We start from the raw sequence: 20,928 nt of genomic DNA, 5'->3' as shown, positions 1-20,928 counted from the left end.
AGGGTTGAAACGGTCGGCAGTTCACCCAGGCGTCGCCGCCCCGCACGGGGAGCTAAACCTGCCTTTTGATCCATTCCACCCGACACCTTGTTTCGTGCCGAGTCGGAAGTCGGCGGCCACCGGCAGTCCACCCCCGCGACAGGCGCGATAACAAGGACATGTCATGCCCAGAACACCCATGCCCATGTGCGTGGGCGATGTATCCGACTTCGCCCGCACCCTGCGTCGTCAACTCAAGGATCTTGAACGAATCCCCGGCCATGTGGAGATGCTCAACCTGCTCGCCAGGGCGGGCGGATTCCGCAACATCCAACACCTGCGAGCCCAGCAGACGCCACGGGAGGCGCTGGCCTTGTCTCCGTCGTCTAGCCAGGTTGACCCTGTCCTGATCAAACGGCTGTTGCGGCTTTTCGACGACAGGCGGCGGCTCGTGCGCTGGCCCAGAAAATTCACCCAGCGCAAGCTCTGCCTCTGGGTGGTCTGGTCGCGCGTTCCTTCTCGTGTGGTCATGACCGAGAAGGAGATCAACGCCCTGATCGAGGCCGCCCACCTTTTCGGCGACCATGCGCTGCTGCGTCGCGAACTGGTGGACCACGGCCTGCTCGCCCGCACCCCGGACGGCCGGAGATACTCCCGCCGCGAGGGCGCTTTGCCGACACAGGCCGCGGCTCTGCTCGACCATCTGCGACAGCGGGACCAGCTCCAGGCCCCACGGCATCGGCACTGAAGCGCATCCTGGCACAAGAGGCGGCGGGCGGCTGAAATCCGGCTTCCCGCCGCTGTCGGCGGTTGCGCCAGATCAAGTCCCGGAAAACGCAGGGAGGGGTCGATTACTTGTAGGAAAAGGTCCAGCCCTGGACTGCCTGGGAGGAGAGGTCGATCTTCAGGGAGCCCACGATGCGTTCCAGGAGCGTGCGCTCCTTGACAGGTCCGCGCACGAGCACGGCACGGCCCTCGATGCCGCACATGGACTTGAGCCGGTCAAATGCCTGGGACTCGCTGCCGAGCATGTCCACCAGCCCCAGCTCCAGGGCCTGACGGCCGGTAACGGCCCTGCCGTCGGCCACGGCGGCCACCCGGGCGCGTTCCATTTTGCGGGCTGCGGCCACGTCGTCCACGAACTGTTCGTGCAGATCGCGCATCAGGCCAAGGAGCTGATCGCGCTGGTCCTGGGTCAGGTCGCGCATGGGAGTTCCAGCGGCCTTGTAGCGGCCCGTGGTCAGCACCTCGGGCTTGATGCCGAGTTTGTCCAGAGCCTCGGCCACAGTGATGAACTCGGCCATGACCCCGATGGAGGCGGTGATGGAGCCGGGATTGGCCACAATGACATGGGCCGGGGCCGAGGCATAGTAGCCGCCGCTGGCGGCCACGGTGGCGTAGGAGGCGACCACGGGCTTGAGCCCGGCCAGGTCGGCCACGGCCTGATAGATTTCCTGGGAAGGCGCGATGGCTCCGCCTGGGGAATTGACGCGCAGCAGTACGCCTTTGACTGCCTTGTCGTCCCCGAGGGTGCGTATCCATCCGACCACCTCGGCGGAGTCGAGGATCATGCCCTCAAGTTCCACCACTCCGAGCTTGTCCGAGCGGAATCCGCCGCCAGGAGCAAGCCCCACCGAGCGAAGAAAGGCCGTGGCCCCCATGACGAGGACCACGGCCAACAGTATCATCATCACCCCGAAGAGAAAGGGGTGGCGCTGGGAGAAACGCAGCCGGGTTCCTTCCAAACGCATGGCGTTGCTCTACTTGCTCTCGTCCTCGGCGACCTCGGTCGTCTCGGCGGGTTCGGCCTTGGCCTCTTCCTCGGCGATCTCTTCAAGGATGTCGCTCGCGGCTTCCTCGAGTTTTTCGCGGAGCAGGTCGCCCAGAGTGGAGCCGGCATCAACGCCGCCGCCGAAGCTCTTGGACTTGCGCGCACCGCCGGAAACGGCGGCAGGCTCTTCCTTGGTCTGCTTGATGGACAGGCCGAGGCGGCGTTCGTCTGCGGAGACGTGGATCACCTTTGCCTCTATGGAGTCGCCTTCCTTGTATATTTCGGAAGGAGACTTGATCTTCTTGCGGCTGATCTCGGAGACATGCACCAGACCCTCGATGCCTTCCTCCACCTCGACGAAGAGGCCGAAGTCGGTGATGTTGGTCACGGTGCCGGTGATCATCTGGCCCACGGGATACTTGGAGGGAACCTGGGTCCACGGGTCTTCGGCCAGCTGCTTCACGCCCAGGGTGAACTTCTCGTTCTCCTTGTCCACGGTCAGCACCTTGGCCTGGACGGCATCACCCGTCTTGTAGACCTCGGAGGGGTGGCGGATCTTCTTGGTCCAGGAGATGTCCGAGACATGGATGAGGCCGTCGATGCCCTCCTCAATGCCGATGAACACGCCAAACTCGGTGATGTTCTTGATGGCCCCTTCAAGTACGGTGCCCTCGGGGTATTTCTCGGCCACCACATCCCAGGGGTTGGGGCTGATCTGTTTCATGCCGAGGCTGATGCGCTTCTTGTCCTGATCGACGCCAAGGACGATGACCTCGACCTCTTCGCCCACCTTGACCATCTGAGAGGGGTGGCGCAGCTTGCGGGTCCAGGACATCTCGGAGATGTGGACCAGTCCCTCCACGCCGTTCTCAAGCTCCACAAAGGCGCCGTAGTCGGCCAGATTGGTGATCATGCCGGTGAAGCGGGAGCCCTCGGGGTACTTTTCGGCAATGTTCTCCCACGGATCGGGGACCAGCTGCTTGAGGCCCAGGGAGACCTTCTGCGCTTCGCGGTCGAAGCTCAAGATCTTCAGCTCCAGGTCGTCGCCCAGCTGGACCATCTCCTTGGGATGCTTGATGCGCTTCCAGGACATGTCGGTGATGTGCAGCAGACCGTCGAGGCCGCCCAGGTCGATGAACACGCCGTATTCGGTGATGTTCTTGACCTTGCCGGTGACCACCTGTCCGTCCTCGAGGGTGTCGAGGAGCTTGTCGCGCTGCTCGCTGCGCATCTCTTCGAGAAGCACGCGGCGGGAGACGATGACGTTGCTGCGGCGGCGGTTGATCTTGAGAATCTTGAAGTCGAACTTTTTGTTGACCAGGGCGTCCATGTCCGGGACGGGCCGCAGGTCGACATGAGAACCGGGCAGGAAGGCCTCCACGCCGCCGAGATCGACGGTGTAGCCGCCCTTGATGCGGCGGAGAATGCGGCCGATGACTTCGCCGTCCTTCTCCATCAGCTCTTCCAGTTTATCAAAAAGCTGCATCCGCTTGGCCTTGTCACGGGACAAGTAGATGGTGCCCTCGGCTTCGTTCTTGCGGGCCACGAACACGTCGACCTTCTCGCCGATCTTGACGGTCACATTGCCGTCCGCGTCGAGAAACTCGCTGGCGGGAATCTGTCCTTCGGACTTGAAGTTCACGTCCACGAGCACGTAGTCCTTGTCGATCTTGACCACCTCGCCGGGGACGATGGTGCCTTCGTCAAGATCCCCGAAATCGGAATTCAGATATTCGTCGAGCGCATCGGCGAAGTTCAGCTCCATCTCGGTCGATTCAATAGTTTCTTTTGTGTTTTCCATGAGTTACCTCCACAACGGACCTCGGACAATGTATTTTAGCGCTTATGTTGAAGAAGACGGTACCAGCGCCTCCCAAGGGAGATCGTTCCGAGGCAGTCGAGCCTTGGGGTGCGCGGTCGGCCTGTGGCCGCTTCCGTCCTCTTGACGCTCACGGGGCCGTCTGGGCCCCTGGTCAAAGAAGAACCATGCTTTTATCGGAAAAACGACACAGTGTAAACTCCTTTTCCCTGGCGGATTCCTGGGGCTCGGGCGTGGTTCGCCGGGGCTGAACCCACGAAAAAACCAGCAGAAAAAATGGACCGGCAGACATGCGCCTGCCGGTCCGTAAATCCATGTGCTCCGGTCGGCTATTCCTTGCAGCTGTGCTTCATGCTCGTGCCTTCGACGATGAAGACCACGGACTCGGCCACATTGGTGGCCAGATCGGCAATGCGTTCCAGGTGGCGTGCGCCGATGATGGCGTGAACGCCGCGTTCCACGATGCGCGACTCCGAGACCATTTCGCTGACGAACTGGCGCAGGATGGCGATGTTCAGGTCGTCTGCCTTGTCGTCGGTGCGGCAGACCAGTCCGGCAAGGGAAACGTCCGAGTCCACATACGCCTTGAGCGCGTCCGAGAGCATGTGCTTGGCCGTGGCCGCCAGGCTTTCCATCTTGGGATTATGCGGCAGGGGGGGGCGGGTGCTCAGGAACATGGCGCGGTGGGCCAGGTTGACCGCCTCGTCGCCCAGGCGCTCAAGGTTGACCGTTATGCGTTGACTCCCCACGATGTTACGCAGGTCGATGGCCATGGGCTGGTCCAGGGCCAGCAGTTCGAGGGTGTAGTTGTCCAGATGGTCTTCGAGCTTGTTGATGGCCGCATCGCCCAGGATGACCTCCTCGGCCAGATCTGCGTCGTTTTCGAGAAAAGCCTTGGCAGCCTTGTGGACAGCGGCCTCGGACAAGGCGGCCATGCGCAGCACTTCGACCTTCAGGTCTTCGAGTTTCTTGGAAAAATGAGCACGTTGTTCCATCTATTCCTCCGGCGCGGTCTGTGGACGCCAGCCTGTCGTTATTCCTCAATTGCAGCCGATCGCACACCCTTTGCAGGCTGTCAACGGGCGGCAGCTCTAGCCGAAGCGGCCGGTGATGTAGTCTTCGGTCTGCTTGTTGCTCGGCTTGGTGAACATTGACTTGGTGTTGTCCACTTCAATGAGTCTGCCCATGTAGAAGAAGGCAGTGCGGTCAGAGACGCGGGCCGCCTGCTGCATGGAATGGGTGACGATGATGATGGTGAAATTCCTCTTCAGTTCATGGATGAGGTCTTCGATCTTCTGGGTGGCGATGGGGTCGAGCGCCGAGGCGGGCTCGTCCATGAGCAGCACCTCGGGCTGGACGGCCAAAGCGCGCGCGATGCACAGCCGCTGCTGCTGGCCACCCGAAAGCCCCAGTGCCGAGGTGTGCAGCCGGTCCTTGACCTCGTCCCACAGGGCCGCGCCCTTGAGGCTTTCCTCCACGGCCTGCTCAAGGAACGCCTTGTCCTTGATGCCGTTGACCCGCAGGCCGTAGGCCACGTTCTCGAAGACGGTCTTGGGGAAGGGGTTGGGTTTCTGGAAGACCATGCCGATGCGGCGCCTCAGGGAGACCACGTCAATGCCCGGCGCGTAGATGTCCTCGCCGTCAAGCACCATCTGCCCGGTGACGCGGGTGCCTGGGATCAGGTCGTTCATGCGGTTGATGCACCGCAGATAGGTGGATTTGCCGCAGCCGGACGGGCCGATAAGGGCCGTGACACGGTTGCGCTGGAATTCAAGGGTGATGTTCTCCAGAGCCTTGAAGTCCCCGTAATGGAAATCAAGATTGGTGGAGGCCACCTTGTTGGCGTTGTTCATGCCGCGTAAAACTCCCGGTGTCGAAGAATTGATCCCGTTTGCGGTAAGGGGATCACTGCTGTCTAGCCGGGCGCGGTTACGGGCGCATGACCTGATTGTTACAATTGGGAAACGAGGCAGGTTCCCCTGGCGGGGCGGTACTGGATCACTGCCCGGGGGCGATGGTCGCGGTCACGCGCAGGGTGTCGCCCTCGCGGGTGCTGACCGGGTCGCCGAGGCGGCCAAGGAGGGATTCCTCGCGCAGATGGACCACCAGGCGCAGCTTGTCGGGGTGGACGCCGATGACCACATGGCGGACTGGCCCGTCCTCCTCGCGCAGGACATTGGGCGCCTTGAGCGTCCAGGCCCCGGCCAGGTCGAGCACCAGCCGGGGAGGCGAGGCCAGGGTCAGATGGGTCACGGGGCCGATGGGCCTGTCGCCGACAACGGTCAGGACAAATCCCCCGGAAGTCGATTCAAGGCTGGCGGCGGTGATTGTGCCTCCGGCGGGCAGGGCTTCGGGGGCGGGTGACGGGGCAGGCGAGGGCGCTGCCGGGGGAGGAGTGTCCGAGGCGCGGGGTTGTGCGGCAGGGGGCCGAGGGGCTGCAACCGGGGCTTCGACCGGGATTTCGGCTTGGCTTTCTGCCGGTTCCGCGGACTGTCCGGTCGCCTGTTCGGTAGCCGGTCCCGGAGAAGTCTCAAAGGGCATGTCCGAAGGGATCACGGTGGGGTCCACGGCCATACGCACCTGAGCCGACTCCGCCTTGCGGTCCGAGGTCCGGCCCATTCCTCCGTGCAGGGCAAAGGCCGCGAGCCCGGCCGCCACGATGGCGGCGGCCAGCAGCATGCTGTGACCCTTGATTCTCTTCATTGTTCTGTCCTGTCGGTCTTCTTGCCGCTCGTGCGGTGGCGGCTTGTCGGCATTGTGTCTGTGCCTGCAGTCTATACTGGAATCCGGGCCGAAAGGCAAAGGCGGACCTTCACATCGCCTCGTAGAACCGGGCCAGCCGCTCCACCACAGCGCGGTCCGACCACCTCTCGACCATGAACCGGCGCGACGCCTCGCCCACGGCGCGGCAGCGGTCGCGGTCCTCTGCCAGCTCGTGCAGCCGGGCCTTAAGGCCGGCCCTGTCAGAGGCCGATACCCAGGGCAGGTCCTCGGTCTTGGCGAACCGGGCCACCTGGGCGCGATTCCAGGCATCGAGCCCGGCGATGACCGCAAGTCCCTGGGAGAGACCTTCCAGGCTGCTCACTCCGTAATAGCCCTGCATGTGGTCAAAGAGCACATGGCAGCGCCGCTTGCGGGCCAGGCACTCGGCGTTGGGCACGTCGTCGATGAGGTCCACGGCCAGTTTGTGCGGGCCGTTTTCCATGGCTTTGACCACGGCCAGAAAGTCGTCGGTGTTCTTCAGATCCTTGCGGGTGGGCGAGTGGCAGACCCGCAGCGGGCCGGGGTGGGCGAAACGTCCCGGCAGGGGCGTGAACAGCGGGTCATCCACGGGCACGAGGTTGGGCTGCCAGCTGGCCTCGGGCAGCAGACGCATCAGGTCCGGGGTGCTCACCAGCAGGTTGGCGCGGCCCAATCGTTTGTACTTGTCGCGAAAGGCGCCGGGGTTGGAGCGGAAGTCGTGATGTCCGTGGTGGTGATGGACCACGGCCTTGCCGAGCAGATGGTCGGCTGGCAGATGCGGGCCAAAGGGCTGGTGTTCGTCGCAGGTCATGTGGAAGTGGAGGACATCCGCCTCGCGCAGGAGCATGCCCAGCTCCTCCACGCCGTCCGGGCCCAGGTCGGGCAGGTGCAGATCCTTTTCCCAGGCGTGGGTGTAGCGCGTCTCCAGAGTGGCCAGCCGGGCCGTGTGCCGGGTGTGGCGGTTGAGGGCGCGGCAGAACTGGATGGCGGTTCCGGCCGGGTCGTTGATGGCAAGCATGAGAATGATCATCGGCCGCCTCCTGACGGGTCATGGCCGGAATCGGGGCCATGACTGGCGTAGACCACTCGGACGGCGTCGAGAAACCGACCCACCTCGGCGGCCAGCTCGGCCGCCCGGCCCAGATCATCCGCCAGGGCCGCCTCCTCAATGCCTGCGCCCAGCTCCGTGAGCCGGGGGAAGCCATAGGATGCGCCCGTTCCCTTGAGCCGGTGGCCGAAGAGACGCACCGGCTCGGCCCGGCCAGCGGCCGCAGCCCGGGCCACGGCCGCCAGATCGGCCCGTTGCAGTTCGAAATAGCGGGGCATGATGGCGGCCAGGTCGGCGTCCACGGTCACGGTGAAGGGCTTCATGTTCCTCCAGGGGCGGATTACTGGTGCCTGGGCGCCCCTGTTTCCACCGTATGCAGTTCTTCGCTTTTGTCGCCCGAGAGGTCCAGGGCGTCGAACTCCCTGCTTGCGGGCAGGTGCATTGTGAATTGGCGCAGGGTATCGACGCGGGCCGTGGCCGGTTCCATGGAGCAGTCGAGCACATGGCCGCCGCCACTGCGGTCGCGGGTCAGGAAGTGCCAGTGGAATCCCGGCACGTTGACCCCCTTGACGAAGGGCGGCGAGTAGTAGCCCACCAGGGTGCCTTCGCCGGAGAATTGGACCACCACCTGTTCCTTGACCGCTTCGGCCAGGGGGACGTAGGGCGGGTTCTGCCTGGGGATGGCCCGGGCCTTGACAAAGGGGAAACGCGCATCAACCCGGATGGCGAAGAAGGCGTTGCGCGAGGGCAGCCCCTCGGTCACGGCCCTGTTCAACTCGTCAAGGGAGCCGATGCGCCCGAGCTTGAGAATGGTGTCCTCTTCGAAGAAAGAGACGGTGGCAAAGGGTATCCGGGCGGAATCGGCCGGAATCTGAGCCTTTCCTCCGGCCACGACGTGGTACGCCTCGCCGTCGAGAACCACCAGCTCGCCGTCGAGGCCGTTGAGAGTGCCCAGGCCGAAGTCTCCCTGATCCTTGAGATCCCTGATGGTCATCTGGCCGTCGTAGAGCCCGGCCAGCAGGGCGTCTATGGTGGAGTACTGGAAGAGGGTCTCGCCAGCCAGGGCCAGACGGGCCGGCAGCAGAAGCAGTAACAGCAGGCACAGGGCGTTGGTACGCATGGATTTCCCTTGTTGCTGGTTTCCGGACGGGGTCGCGTCTAGAATTTGGTTCCCCGTCCGGCGTCGTTGTCCTGTTTTTCGAAGGCAGCTTGTCGTAGCCGTTTGATCCAGACTTCTCCGGTGCGGGTGTTGAACAGGAGCTTGCGGCCCTGGTTGCCCCCCACGTCCTGCACGGTCAGCTCAAGCCGGGCAAAGCGCAGCAGCTTGCGGGCCATCTCGATGTTGCGCCGGCCGATGTCGTAGGAAGAATACTCCATGCCGCGCACGGCGAGGCCGGACGACCCGCCAAAAAGTTTGAGCACCAGGTCGCGTCTGGGCACCCCGACCTTGTCCATGGATTCGAGCATGTTTTGCAGCGCGGTATCCACGAACCGACATATCTGCGGTTCATGGGCGCCTCGCTTGCCTGCCGAGCTGTCCGGCAGAAAGGCGTGACAGATGGCGCCGATGCCCATCTTGGGCACATGCATGGTCACGGCCACGCACGAACCCAGCACAGTGGAGACCAGTGTGGGGGCAACGCCGAAAAAACAGTCTCCCGTCTGCAGGAATACCCGGGGCAGATCCTGCCCGTGCTTGTTCATAGGCTGTTGTCCGTTTTGATCGTTATCGGGGAAGAACCAGAGTTAATTTGGACTGCACGGCGATCCAAGTCAACCCCTGCCGTCCTCTTTGGTCTGCCGGGCCGGTATGCGCTGGCAAAAGAGCAGCGAAAGGATGCTCAATGCGGCTGCGCCGAGGAAGACGATCCGGTGGTCGGTCAGCCAGAGCAGTCCGCCCAGCAGGGGGATGACCACGGCCGCGATGTGGTTGATGGTGAAGCCGACGGCCATGCCCGATGCGATGTCGGCGGGGTCCGCGATCTTGTGGTAGAAGGTCCTGATGGCCATGGCCGCGTTGTAGAGGATGTTGTTGACCACGTAGAGGACTCCCGCCACAAGGCCGCTGTCGGTCATGGCGTAGCCGACAAAGACGAGGGTCAGACCCGCGTACTCCACACTGAGGACCGTTCGTTCGCCGAAGCGGTTCACGGCCCGGCCCGCCAGCGGCGCCGCGAAGAAGTTGATCACGTTATTGAGCACGAAGAGCGCGGTCACCTGCCCGATGGAGTAGCCGAACCGCTCAACCAGCAAGAAGACCGCAAAGGCCACGAATATCTGCCGCCGGGCTCCGCCGAGGAAGGTCAGGACGTAGTAGAGCCAGTAACGGGCCTTGAGGACCATGCGCTTGTTTTGGGGGGTGATGCCCACGCTTCCCGGGTCGCGGGTCATGCCCCACAATCCGGCGGCCACGGCCAGTCCGCCGAGCAGGGCGAACATTTCGGCGTAACTCATCGTCCTGGCCAGGAAGTAGATGGCCGTTCCCACGGCGATGTTGGTCAGGGCCGCCGCGCCGCGCAGGCGGCCCATGACCAGCGGAGCCTCGGTGCGGCTGAAATGCTGGAGCGTCAGCGATTGGTTCATGGTTTCGAAGTAGTGGAAGCCGAAACTCATGAGCAGGGTGGTAAAGACCAGCCCGGCCGTGGAGGGCAGCAGCCCGGCCAGGGCCACGCCCAGGCCGAGGATGCAGACCGAGAGCGCGGCCAGCCGGTGCTCGCGGAGGATGAGGAGCAGGTACAGGGCGGTAAGGGCTAGAAAACCCGGCACTTCGCGCACGGACTGGACCAAGCCCACGTCCAGCCCGGACAGCCCGCCCACTTCCACGGCGAAATTGTTGAAGAGCGTCCGCCACCCCTGGAACCCCGCCTGTGCGCCCACAACGAGCACGAGCAGGAAGAGATACATGCGGCGGCGCTGGGAGGATTCGTCCACGGCCACCTCGCTGCGAGGCGAGCACAATAGGGCTTTGACATGCCAAAGATCAAGGATAGAATCGCCCCGTTGCCTTGATCGGGCCGACCCGGATTCATCAAACCCCTGGAGACAGCCGTTCGTGAACCCTCCCATCGATATCACTCCGGTCCTGGTCAGCGCCTGTCTGGCCGGACAGCGCTGCCGCTACGACGGCACGGCCTCGCCCGACGCCCGTGTCATGGACCTGGTGGCCCAGGGGCGGGCCATTCCTTTTTGTCCCGAGATTGCGGGCGGGCTGCCCACCCCGCGTCCGGCCTGCGAACTGCGCCATGGCCGCGTGGTTGACCGGGATGGCGTTGACCGTACCGGAGCCTTCCTGCGCGGAGCCGAGCAGGGGCTGGAGCTGGTCCGGCTGGCCCGCTGCGCACGGGCCGTGCTCAAGGCCCGCTCTCCTTCCTGCGGACTGGGCCGGGTCTATGACGGCTCTTTCTCCGGCACTCTGGTGCCGGGTCACGGACTCTTTGCAGCCATGCTTCTTGACGCGGGCGTCGAGGTGGTCACAGAGGAAGGGCAGGAGGGCGGATGACGCACTATCTGGGCCTGCCCCTGACCGTCCGCGCCCATCCCCGCGCCCGGCGGGTGCTGCTCAAGCTGGTGCCGGGCCGGGGGCTGGAGGTGGTGGTGCCCCGCGGCTTCGACCAGACCCTGGTGGGAGACATCCTCGACGCCCGGCGTACCTGGATCGAGCGCACCCGCGAGGCCATGGAGGCCAGGGGCGCAAATCTGGACGGGCATCCGCCAGCCCTGCCCGGGACCGTGGAATTTCGCGCCCTGGGCCGTTGCTGCCGGGTGGACGCCCTGCACCGGCCGGGCAAGGCCGAAGCGGTGGAAAACGGTCCCCGCCTGCTGGTTCGCGGCCCTGTTGACGATCCGGCCCTTCTCGTCGATGCGCTGGTCCGGCTCACGGTGCACAAGGCACGCGAGTTCCTGCTGCCGCGTCTGGATGCTGCCAGCCGCCGGTTTGGACTGCCCTATTCGGCCATGCGCGTACGGCGTCAGCGCACACGCTGGGGCAGCTGCTCGGGGCGGGGTGTCATCAGCCTCAACGCCAAGCTCCTTTTTCTGCCTCCCGAGTTGGTGGACCATCTGCTGCTCCATGAGTTGTGCCATACCCGGCATCTCAATCATTCCCAAGCTTACTGGGCGCTAGTGGCCAGCCACCAGCCCGATTTCGAGCGCCTCGAGCGGGAACTGACCCGAGCTGTGACCCTGGTGCCGCCCTGGTTTCGCTGACCGCGCCCCTGGCCGATCTTTTCTCCCCGCCGGCCAGCCTGGACGGAACCGGGGTGTTGCGGTTGCCTTTTCCCTTTCTTCGGCTACAATACTCTTCCACTCTCGGAAGTGCCCCCCCTGACGAAAGGGGCTCCCGAAACAGTGATGACGCAGCTGCAAGGAGGCATATTGTCATATATAACAAGCGATTCAGTAGTCGCTACGGTTTTTGAGCTGACGTGGGAGAGCGCCCATGCGGCGCATGTCGAACGCTACCGCGCCGAAGAGGTCAGCTTTGTGCGCGACATCCTGCCCCTTGGCCTGAAAAGCCGGATGCGCGGCCTTGGCGTGGGCGATTCGGTGGAGATGGCCATTGATCCCTCCGAGATCCCCGAATTCAAGCCCGGAAAAGTGCTGGACATGCCCATGGCCCGGTTCAGAGGGCCCCAGGGCGTCAGGCCGCGTCTTGGCCGGTTCTATCCTCAGCACCTCATTGAAAACGTGCCCGGCACCCGCCCCGACTCGGATGCCCCGTTTCGCGTGGTGGAGACGGACAAGATAGGCTTCAAGGCCGACCTCAATCACCCCATGGCCGGTCGCGACGTGCGTATCCGGGCCAGGGTTCTCGGCATCCGCCCCGCTTCCGGTGCGGGGGGCACGCTGCGCCGCTGGCCCGACATTCTCTTCAACGGCCCAGGTATGCAGGCCCAGCTGCCGGGCGCGGCCACGGACTTTTTCAGCGACGATCCTTTTTCCCGGGATGACGAGTCCCACGAGGTTCAGGGCAGTGCCCTGTCCGGGCAGGATGCCTGGCTCGACAACAGGGCCAGGGCAGGGATGACAGGCATTCATGCCGGTTTGCTGCGCGAGGGCATGGACATCCTGGACCTCATGGCCGGACGGGATTCGCTGTTGCCGGAGGGGCTGGCCCCGGCCTCGGTCACGGGGCTGGGCCTGAGCGCCAAGGAGATGGCTGCCAATCCGGCCCTGACCGCCTCGGTGATCCACAACCCCAATCAGAACCCGGAGCTGCCCTTTGACGAGGCCGGTTTCGACGCCGTTGTCTGTTCCGCGTCCGTGGAATATCTGGCCCGCCCCTTTGCGGTCTTTGCCGAGGCGGCCCGCGTGCTGCGGCCTGGCGGAGTGTTTGTCCTGACCTTCTCCAACCGTTGGCACGGGTCAGGGGCTTTGCGCATATGGACCGAGCTGCTCGAATTCGAGAGGATGGGGCTGGTCAGCCAGTATTTTGCCCACACCGAGGGTTTTGGCGACGTACGCACCATCAGCGAGCGCGGTTGGCCGCTTCCGGCGGAGGGAGCAGGCCCGGCTGGCGACAAGCCGTCTGTCAGCGATCCGGTCTATGCCGTGTGGGCGCGGCTGAGGGGCTGACCCGGCGCCCGGCTTTGTCGCGCAACGGTCTTAACAGTCTGTATAAGGCGATCTGCGGCGTTGCTTCTGGAAGGCCAAATCCTTGACCTTTTTTCGCGTCTTGCATCTCGCCACCTTTGAACCGTCTGCACGTTCCGACTGTATCAACGGCCTTAAGCCAGTTCGGCGCGGGACAGGGTGGCGATGAGGCGCTTGAGCAGATCCACGTCATAGGCTCCGCGCTGGGACTTGATCCGGGTCAGGGCCTCGAAGGGGGTCAGGGGCTTGCGGCCCGGGCCGCCGCGCACCAGCCCGTCGTACTCGTTGCACAGGGCCACGACCTTGACATAGGAAGGCAGCATGGCCCCGGAGGCGCCGGAGGGATACCCGGCGCCGTTCTCGCGCTCGTGGTGGAAGAGAATACATTGCAACGTCTCCTGGGGCAGGGGCAGGGAAGAGCATACGCCCACCCCCAGGGCCGGATGGGAACGGACCATGTCCAACTCGGCCTGGCTCAGGGTGTCGCGCCGCCGTGAGAAAAGTTCGGCAGGCAGTTCCAGCTTGCCGATGTCGTGGAGCATGGCCCCCATGCCCACAGCCACCAGCAGATCCGCGTCATCCTTCACATAGGTGGCGAGTACGCTCACGGTCAGGACCATGACCCCGATGCCGTGGCGGTACAGTTCGTTGCCCTCGGCGATGAAGCGAGAGAGTTCCCTGAGGGCGTCGTCGCGGGCCAGAAATTTCAGGCTGTTGGCTATCAGTGCCCGGATGCGGGCGAAGCTGCGCCGGTCCATGTTCTTGGGCAGACTCGTCTCAAAGGCCTTTCGGGCCAGGGAGACTGTGGCGTCGTTCCAGGCTCTGGCCCGCTCGCGTACCGGGATGCTTTCGTCGTTCAGCAGTTCGAGCAGATTGTCGTGCAGGTAGGCGGCGTAGCGCCGGTAGTCCTCGGCGCGGACGTACAGATGCTCCACGCCCAGGCGGGACAGCCGCTCCTTGTGCTCGTCCGTGAAGAGTTCCCCCTTTTCGGCATACAGGACATAGCCGTGATCCTGTTTGAGAAACAGGGAGAAGCCGCCCACCCGGGAGGGGATAACCATGTAGGGCGAGACCTTGAACAAGGTTCCGGTTGGCTGTGTGGGGGTGTGGTCGCCGTTTTCGGCCGCTGCTGTGGTTCCCATGGCTCCCTCCTGCATGGTCGGGCCGCCGGGACGCTCCTGGACGCCGGGACCGCACGGCCCGGGCTTGGGATGTTCTGGCAACCCGGCTGTCTTCGCCTCCCTCCGGTGTCCGGCTTGCGGCACAATCGCCTTCCGCCGCCCGCAAAGGGCGAAGACCCGTGGCTTTCCGTCCCCGCCTCGCGACGGGTTTGGCTTGTCTTCAGTGTTGACCATACGCGCCCCGGTCCGGGCTGTAAACCTCGACCGATGTTTTCCCGCCCCGCACGCTTTGATAGGCATCCGTGCGATCCGGATAATAGATAGGCATATATTCCGGCTGGATGGAGTGCAGATGCTTTTGTTTGCCGACTGGTTGGCGCCCCTTGCCTTCCACCTGGGAATGTTTATCATCCCCCGATGCACAACACCGACCCCAAAAACGACATCCGCCCGCGAAACGTCATTCGCATAGAAGGTGCCCGGCACCACAACCTCAAGAACCTGACCCTCGACATCCCCCGCGACCAGCTGGTGGTGGTCTGCGGCCCCTCGGGCTCGGGCAAGTCCACCCTGGCCTTTGACATCGTCTATGCCGAGGGCCAGCGCCGCTACGTGGAGTCGCTCTCGGCCTACGCCCGGCAGTTCCTGCCCCAGATGGACAAGCCGGACGTGGACAAGGTGGAGGGCCTCTCCCCGGCCATCAGCCTGGAGCAGCAGACCGCCACCCGCAACCCGCGCTCCACCGTGGGGACCGTCACCGAGGTCTATGACTTCCTTCGGGTGTTTTTCGCCAGACTGGGCAAGTTCTACTGCCCCGAGTGTGGCAGGCCCATCGCTGCCCAGACCACGGACGCCATTGTCAACACCGTGCTGGCCATGCCCGAGGGCACCAAGTTCATGGTTCTGGCCCCGCTGGTGGAGCATCAGAAGGGAACCCACAAGGACCTTTTCGCCAAACTGCGCAAGGAGGGGTTTGCCCGGGTGCGTGTCAACGGCGTGCTCCATACCCTGGACGATGCGCCCGAGCTGGAGAAGAACAAGAAGCACACCATTGATCTGGTGGTGGACCGTCTGGTCATCCGCGAGGGCATGGCCAAGCGGCTGACCGATTCGGTGGAGCTGGCCCTGGCCCGTGGCGACGAGCGCATGATCGTCACAGTGCTGGAGGGCGACGGACCGGGCCGCGACATCGCCATGTCCACCCTGTCCACCTGCCCTTCGTGCAGGATTTCCATGCCGCGTCTCAGCCCCCAGCTCTTTTCCTTCAACTCCCCCCAGGGCGCGTGCCCGGCCTGCAACGGCATCGGCAGCGTGGACTATTTCGAGCCGGACCTCATCGCGCCCAACCGGGGGCTCTCCCTCAACCAGGGCGGCGTCATCCCCTGGAAATCCGCCTATCGCCAGAGTCAGTACGGCCCGCAGCTCAAGAAGCTCGGCAAGTCCCACGGCTTTACCCTGGACACCCCTCTGGCCGAGTTCCCGCCCGAGGCGTGGCACGCCCTTTTTCATGGCGACCCGGCCACTGGCTGGCCCGGGGTGGTGCCCCTGCTCGACCTGAGCCAGCAACAGGCCGGGGTATGGGACCACTGGACGGCCCGTTTCCGCCAGAGCCGACCCTGTCCGGCCTGCCGGGGGGCGCGGCTGCGGCCCGAGGCCCTGGCCGTGCGCGTGGCCGACAGTAACATGGACGAGTTCACCTCCATGTCCATCCAGCGCGCCCTGGAGTGGCTTCAGAACCTCGAGTTCACCGGCCACGAGACGCGCATCTCCGAGCCCCTGCTCAAGGAGCTGACCCACCGTCTCGGGTTCATGGTCAACGTGGGCCTCGAATATCTTTCCCTGGGGCGTAACATGTCCACCCTCTCGGGCGGCGAGGCCCAGCGCATCCGGCTCGCCTCCCAACTCGGCTCCGGGCTGGTGGGCGTCACCTATGTGCTCGACGAACCGTCCATCGGTCTGCACCCCCGCGACAACGAGCGGCTGCTCGGAACGCTGCGCTCGCTCCAGAGCCGGGGAAATACCGTGCTGGTGGTGGAGCACGACGAGCCCACCATCCGCCACGCCGACCACATCATCGAGATCGGTCCAAGCTCGGGCTGGCTCGGCGGGGAGGTCGTCTTTCAGGGGTCGGTGGAGGAGCTGCTCAAGGCCGAGACCCTGACCGGAAAATATCTGCGCGGCGACCTCTTCATCGCCCCGCCCGAGACGCGGCGCAAGGCCAGGAGAGCCATCACCCTGCGCGGGGTGAGCACCAACAATCTCAAGGATCTGGATGTGAGCGTCCCCCTGGGGGTCATGACCTGCGTGACCGGCGTGTCCGGCTCCGGCAAAAGCTCACTGGTCATGGATTCCCTCTATCGGCATCTGCTGCTGCACATGGGGCAGAAGGCCAACAGTCCCGGAACCATCCGGGGCATAGACGGCCTTGATCTGGTGGAAAAGGTCATTTCCATCGACCAGACCCCCATCGGCCGCACCCCTCGCTCCAACCCGGCCACCTACACCAAGATATTCGACGAGATACGCAAGATCTTCGCCGGTTCCAAAGAGGCCCGGACCCGGGGCTACCAGCCGGGCCGCTTCTCCTTCAACGTCAAGGGCGGCCGGTGCGAGGCATGCAGGGGCGACGGCCAGATCAGGGTCGAGATGCACTTTCTGCCCGATGTTTACGTCACCTGCGAGGCGTGCAAGGGCAAGCGCTACACGGCCCAGACGCTGGAGGTGGAGTACCGGGGCAAGAGCATCGCCGATGTGCTGGACATGACCGTGCGTCAGGCCCGCGAGTTTTTCGCCAACCATCCGGCCCTGGTCCGACGGCTCGACGTGCTGGCCGAGGTGGGTCTGGAATATCTGCGCCTGGGCCAGCCCGCCACCACCCTGTCCGGCGGCGAGGCCCAGCGCATCAAGATCTCCCGCGAGCTGGGCAAGCGCAACCTGCCCGGCGCCCTCTACATCCTTGACGAGCCTACCACCGGCCTGCACATGCACGAGGTGGGCAAGCTCATCCGAGTGCTTCACGCCCTGGTGGAAAAAGGGGCCACAGTCATCGTCATCGAGCACAACACCGACGTGATCATGGCCTCGGACCACGTCATCGACCTCGGCCCCGGCGGGGGCGAGCATGGCGGCCGCATCGTGGCCTCGGGCACCCCCGAGGAGATCATCGCCAACCCGGATTCCGTCACGGGCGGTTTCCTGCTGTAATTCCGAAAGCCGAAACAATCGGGCCGCTCCACCTCGCGGGAGGGGAGCGGCCCTTTTTGATTCATGAACCGATCGGCGGGCTACATGACCCGGCAGCCGTCCTCGGTGACCACCACCTGGTATTCCCAGCGTATGCCGCCCCAGGCCGGATCGTACAGGCCAGGCTCCACAGTGACCACCATGCCCGGTTCAAGGATGCAGCTGGCGGCCCTGCTCAGGCTCGGCGGCTCGTGGGTCTCAAGGCCGATGCCGTGGCCCAGGCCGTGGGTGAACTGGTGGGCCACCCCGGCCCTGTCGAACACGGCCCAGGCCGCTTCATACGCCTCGACGCAGGGCAGACCTGGCCGAATGATGTCGATGGCCGTCTGCTGGGAGGCGCGAACCAGGTCCATGGTCCGCTTGAAGCGGTCCGAAGGGGTGTCGCCCACCCAGAAGGTCCGGGTCTGGTCCGAGTTGTAGCCCAGGCAGCGGCAGCCGGTGTCGATGAGCACCAGCTCGTTGTCTCGCAACTCGGTCTGGCCGGGGATGGCGTGGGGCAGGGCCGCGTTGGGTCCGACCCCGACGATGGTGGAAAAGGCCATTTCCTCGGCTCCGTTCTCGCGGAAGAACTTTTCCACTTCCCAGGATATCTCGGCCTCGGTGCGGCCCGGCTCAAGCCGGGTCTCGATATGCTCAAAGAGGCGGTGGTTCAGCTCGATGGCAGCGTCCATGCGCTCAAGCTCGTCCTGGTCCTTGATGATGCGCAGGGCTTCGACGAGGTTGTCCGCCCCGGTCAGGTCAGTTTTTTCCCTGAGCTTGTCGTAATCGAAGAGGTGCAGCGCCTTGGGCTCGAAGCCCAGGGTCCGCACCTTCAGGCTCTGAGCTGTGGCCAGGACCAGATCGTGCTTGTCGCGGCTGTAGATGTGCAGGGCCGAGTCGTCCCAGACGCGGCGGGCGGCGTCCACGTACCGGGGATCGGTGAAGAGATGGTCTTCTCCCGAGGCGGTGACCAGGAGCCAGCCCGAGGATTCATTGCACTGGGCGTCGTGCAGTTCGAAGCCGCTCAGGTAGAAGCGGTTGGCGGCGTGGGAGACCAGGAGCGCGTCCAGTCCCCGTCCGTGCAGGGTCCGGCGGAGCCTCTCGCGCCGGGCGGTGAAGATGTCTGTGTTCATGCGGTGTTCTATTCCCAGCGGTAGGTGGTTTCGGGAGTGCCGGAGATCATCCTGTCCGCCCATTCCACGCCCTGCATGACCGAGTGGTCCATATTGCCCACCTCGTATTTCCAGCCGCCGAAGCGGCCTCGGGAGAAGATGCCGAGGGCTTCGAGCCGGGGCTGAATGGCCTTGAGTGCGCCGTCGCGCTCAAGGCAGGGCACGGGATAGCCGTAGTCCACGGCGGTCTCCCATCGGGTCAGGACATCGGCCGCTCTGGCCGCGTCCAGCAGGGAGGTGTTTACCAGACCCGCGATGGTCTGGTCCATCAGTTCGTCGAGCTTTTCCGGCTTGTGGGCCGAATAGGAGGTCTCGCACATGAAGGCCAGTTGTCGGCCGGGCCGGGCCACGTTGTTTGGCGAGTAGTTGTGGAAATTGGTAACCCGGTAGAAGGGGGAGTCCTGCTCAGGGAAATACATCCAGCAGCGTGGGTTGCGCTCGGCCTCGCGCTGGATGTCGAGGCCCACTCCGGCCACATAAACCGAGTTGTGGGTCAGACGGTCCGCGGCCTCGACCATGGTCTGGTCCCTGTCCGCCAGCCAGCGCGAGGCCAGGATGTCAAGCGGCGCAGTGTTGAGCAGGGTCTCGTATTCCACGGTCAACCCGGCCTTGGTGGTCACGGTCCTGGCCGAGGCGTCGATGGCGGCCACTTCCTGTCCGTATTCGATGAACCCGTCGAGGCGGGCGGCCAGCCGTCGGAAGATTTCTCCGGTGCCGCCGTGCAGCGGGAACTTGAAGGTGTTGTTCGGCCCCCAGGAGACATCGTCGCGCTCAAGGATGATGTTCCTGAGCACGCGGCGCAGGTCCACCACGCTGACCCGTTCGCCGATCCAGCCGAACTGCATCAGCTCGAGAGGGGTGGCCCAGACCTTGAAATTGTAGGGGTTCATGAAATATTTGGCGATGCCCGTGCCGAAAACGCCTTCGATCCACTGGCCGAAGTCGGCCGGGGCGGCCTCGGGCCGATTGCCGGGCAGAAGTCCCTCCACGCATTCCCAGCGGGCCTGGGGGGGCAGGTGGCGGATATTGTTCTGAAAGGGGTATGGCAGCCAGGTCGAGCAGGATCGGACCCAGGACTCGCGCTGGTGCTCCAGCCGCTCGTCGCCGAGGAGGGAGTCGAGCAGGGCGTCGAAATACTCGTAGTGCGAAAAGACCACATGGCCGCCGATGTCCCAGGTAAAGCCCTTGTCATCCTTGAAGCTGGCCGAGAGTCCGCCCGCGTGGCCGTGCCGCTCGAGTACGAGGAGGTCGTCTGCGCCCAGTTCGCGCAGCCGATGGGCCGCGCCGAGCCCGGTGGGGCCTGCGCCGATGATCAGGTATTTTTTTTTCACGGATGCTCCCTGCGCTGTTTCCATGCGGAATATATTTCCAAGTTCCGCGAAGGATATCAAGTTTGGTGCCAAAGGAGATCGGCTTGACCGGGCGGGGGCGAGAAAATGGGGCGGGGTGCGAGGATCATGCGCCTGTGGGCGTATCCGGGGCGGGTTGCGGTTCATCGCCCCGGCCCAGGGCGATGGTCCCGGCAACGATGAGCGCTCCGCCGGCCACGGTCCAGCCGTCGGGTATCTCGCCCAGGACCGAGGCGCCCCAAAAGGCGGCGAACACGATCTCAAGGCAGGTCACGGCGCTGATGCGGGCTGCGGACTCGATGGCGTAGCCTCGGGTCATGTAATACTGGCCCGCGTTCATGAAGGCCGCAATGCCGAGGAGATAGGTCCATTCCAGTGCGGTGGGCCAGACCCAGCCCGATGCCAGGATGGGCGAAAGCACGGTGATGACCAGGGGCGGGTAGAGCATGACCACGGCCGGATGCTCGGTCCTTGCCAGGGAGCGTACGGCCAGGATGGCCAGGGAAGTGACCACCACCCCGCACAGGGCGACGGTCACGGCCAGGGGGTCGAGGCTTGACGGGCCGCCGCCGAAGAGAAAGGCCGGACGACAGACCACGGCCACGCCGGTCAGGCTGACGGCCACGGCCATGAGCCCCCGCGGGCCGATGCGCTCGCCCAACACCATCCAGGCCAGCAGGGCCACCACGGCCGGGTGGGTGAAGAGGATGACCGTGGCATCGGCCAGGGGAAGATGGATGATGGCGTAGAACTCGGCGAACAGCGCCGCGAACCCGATCACCCCGCGCAGGAGCAGCAGCGCCCTGCGGGTGCCGAGCATGCCCACCCCGGTGCGGCGCAGGATGAACCAGACAAAGCCGATACCCACCATACCCCGGATGAAGAGCATTTCCAAGGTGGGCACCCGCTCTCCCGCGAGCTTGATCAGGAGCGATCCCACGGAGAAGAAAAAAGTGCCGATGAGCATGTACCGCATGCCCGGGGTGAGGATGGCGCGCATGGGCCGCACACTAGGCCCGTCCCCAACACCTGACAAGCGGAAATCCTGCAACAGATATGTCACCCGATCTCCATCAGGCCGCAAGGAACCGTCGGTCCGGTCAGCCTAGGATG

Annotated in this window: 19 protein-coding genes and 1 riboswitch; of the genes, 5 read left to right on the top strand and 14 right to left on the bottom strand. The window is 64.5% G+C overall.

Annotated features, from left to right (window positions below):
- Positions 1-163: 163 nt before the first annotated feature.
- The gene (locus GKC30_RS03650) at positions 164-727 is read left to right on the top strand and encodes a DUF2087 domain-containing protein (RefSeq protein WP_155932315.1); all 564 of its coding nucleotides are present in this window, start codon (positions 164-166) and stop codon (positions 725-727) included.
- Between the two features lie 103 nt (positions 728-830).
- On the opposite strand, the gene sppA is transcribed toward GKC30_RS03650, so the two are convergent.
- The 10 genes from sppA to GKC30_RS03600 all read right to left on the bottom strand — a co-directional run bounded on the left by sppA (position 831) and on the right by GKC30_RS03600 (position 10,290).
- Positions 831-1,730, bottom strand: coding sequence for a signal peptide peptidase SppA (gene sppA, locus GKC30_RS03645; protein WP_155932314.1), 900 nt, complete (start codon positions 1,728-1,730; stop codon positions 831-833).
- A 9-nt stretch (positions 1,731-1,739) separates the two neighbouring features.
- Entirely contained in the window at positions 1,740-3,551 is a 1,812-nt protein-coding gene (locus GKC30_RS03640; protein WP_155932313.1) for a 30S ribosomal protein S1, read from the bottom strand.
- A 347-nt stretch (positions 3,552-3,898) separates the two neighbouring features.
- Positions 3,899-4,564 carry a phosphate signaling complex protein PhoU gene (gene phoU / locus GKC30_RS03635; protein WP_155932312.1) on the bottom strand — a complete coding sequence of 222 codons (666 nt, stop codon included), beginning with the start codon at positions 4,562-4,564 and terminating at the stop codon, positions 3,899-3,901.
- A gap of 96 nt (positions 4,565-4,660) precedes the next feature.
- A complete protein-coding gene (gene pstB / locus GKC30_RS03630) occupies positions 4,661-5,422 on the bottom strand; it encodes a phosphate ABC transporter ATP-binding protein PstB (protein ID WP_155932311.1) in 762 nt (253 codons plus the stop codon).
- A 145-nt stretch (positions 5,423-5,567) separates the two neighbouring features.
- Positions 5,568-6,272, bottom strand: a complete 705-nt coding sequence (locus tag GKC30_RS03625) for an AMIN domain-containing protein (protein ID WP_155932310.1) — start codon at positions 6,270-6,272, stop codon at positions 5,568-5,570.
- Between the two features lie 109 nt (positions 6,273-6,381).
- Positions 6,382-7,341 (bottom strand): glycosyltransferase, encoded by a 960-nt coding sequence (locus GKC30_RS03620; protein WP_155932309.1) that lies wholly within the window; start codon positions 7,339-7,341, stop codon positions 6,382-6,384.
- Positions 7,338-7,682 carry an Hpt domain-containing protein gene (locus GKC30_RS03615; protein ID WP_155932308.1) on the bottom strand — a complete coding sequence of 115 codons (345 nt, stop codon included), beginning with the start codon at positions 7,680-7,682 and terminating at the stop codon, positions 7,338-7,340. The genes GKC30_RS03620 and GKC30_RS03615 overlap by 4 nt, the downstream gene beginning before the upstream one ends.
- A gap of 17 nt (positions 7,683-7,699) precedes the next feature.
- A complete protein-coding gene (gene budA, locus GKC30_RS03610) occupies positions 7,700-8,479 on the bottom strand; it encodes an acetolactate decarboxylase (protein ID WP_155932307.1) in 780 nt (259 codons plus the stop codon).
- Positions 8,480-8,517: 38 nt separating this feature from the next.
- Complete coding sequence (locus tag GKC30_RS03605; RefSeq protein WP_155932306.1) at positions 8,518-9,063, bottom strand: chemotaxis protein CheD; 546 nt, start codon at positions 9,061-9,063, stop codon at positions 8,518-8,520.
- Between the two features lie 69 nt (positions 9,064-9,132).
- Positions 9,133-10,290, bottom strand: coding sequence for an MFS transporter (locus GKC30_RS03600; protein ID WP_367613961.1), 1,158 nt, complete (start codon positions 10,288-10,290; stop codon positions 9,133-9,135).
- 121 nt (positions 10,291-10,411) lie between these two features.
- On the opposite strand from GKC30_RS03600, the gene GKC30_RS03595 reads away from it, so the two are divergent.
- The 3 genes from GKC30_RS03595 (at position 10,412) to GKC30_RS03585 (ending at position 12,933) form a co-directional block, all read left to right on the top strand.
- Positions 10,412-10,858, top strand: a complete 447-nt coding sequence (locus GKC30_RS03595) for a 2-thiouracil desulfurase family protein (RefSeq protein ID WP_367613952.1) — start codon at positions 10,412-10,414, stop codon at positions 10,856-10,858.
- Positions 10,855-11,565: a M48 family metallopeptidase gene (locus tag GKC30_RS03590; protein WP_155932304.1), complete on the top strand. Its 711-nt coding sequence runs from the start codon at positions 10,855-10,857 to the stop codon at positions 11,563-11,565. Before GKC30_RS03595 ends, GKC30_RS03590 begins: the two co-directional genes overlap by 4 nt.
- A 168-nt stretch (positions 11,566-11,733) precedes the next feature.
- Complete coding sequence (locus tag GKC30_RS03585) at positions 11,734-12,933, top strand: methyltransferase domain-containing protein (RefSeq protein WP_155932303.1); 1,200 nt, start codon at positions 11,734-11,736, stop codon at positions 12,931-12,933.
- Positions 12,934-13,085: 152 nt separating this feature from the next.
- Here GKC30_RS03585 and GKC30_RS03580 read toward each other — a convergent pair whose 3' ends face one another.
- Entirely contained in the window at positions 13,086-14,093 is a 1,008-nt protein-coding gene (locus GKC30_RS03580) for an HD-GYP domain-containing protein (protein WP_155932302.1), read from the bottom strand.
- A gap of 73 nt (positions 14,094-14,166) precedes the next feature.
- A riboswitch (cyclic di-GMP riboswitch) is annotated at positions 14,167-14,296 on the bottom strand.
- Between the two features lie 193 nt (positions 14,297-14,489).
- Between GKC30_RS03580 and uvrA the strand changes: the two genes are divergently transcribed.
- Complete coding sequence (uvrA, locus tag GKC30_RS03575) at positions 14,490-17,276, top strand: excinuclease ABC subunit UvrA (RefSeq protein WP_155932301.1); 2,787 nt, start codon at positions 14,490-14,492, stop codon at positions 17,274-17,276.
- A gap of 80 nt (positions 17,277-17,356) precedes the next feature.
- Here the strand turns inward: uvrA and GKC30_RS03570 are convergent, their stop codons facing one another.
- The 3 genes from GKC30_RS03570 to GKC30_RS03560 form a co-directional block, all read right to left on the bottom strand.
- The gene (locus GKC30_RS03570; RefSeq protein ID WP_155932300.1) at positions 17,357-18,427 is read right to left on the bottom strand and encodes a M24 family metallopeptidase; all 1,071 of its coding nucleotides are present in this window, start codon (positions 18,425-18,427) and stop codon (positions 17,357-17,359) included.
- 8 nt (positions 18,428-18,435) lie between these two features.
- Complete coding sequence (locus GKC30_RS03565) at positions 18,436-19,797, bottom strand: protoporphyrinogen/coproporphyrinogen oxidase (protein ID WP_367613951.1); 1,362 nt, start codon at positions 19,795-19,797, stop codon at positions 18,436-18,438.
- Positions 19,798-19,921: 124 nt separating this feature from the next.
- Complete coding sequence (locus GKC30_RS03560) at positions 19,922-20,815, bottom strand: DMT family transporter (RefSeq protein WP_155932298.1); 894 nt, start codon at positions 20,813-20,815, stop codon at positions 19,922-19,924.
- Positions 20,816-20,928 lie beyond the last annotated feature (113 nt).

It is taken from the genome of Pseudodesulfovibrio alkaliphilus (assembly GCF_009729555.1).
Classification (GTDB): Bacteria; Desulfobacterota; Desulfovibrionia; order Desulfovibrionales; family Desulfovibrionaceae; genus Pseudodesulfovibrio; species Pseudodesulfovibrio alkaliphilus.
The sequence above is the reverse complement of the archived record's forward strand: the minus strand, read 5'-3'. Positions and strand labels throughout refer to the sequence as shown.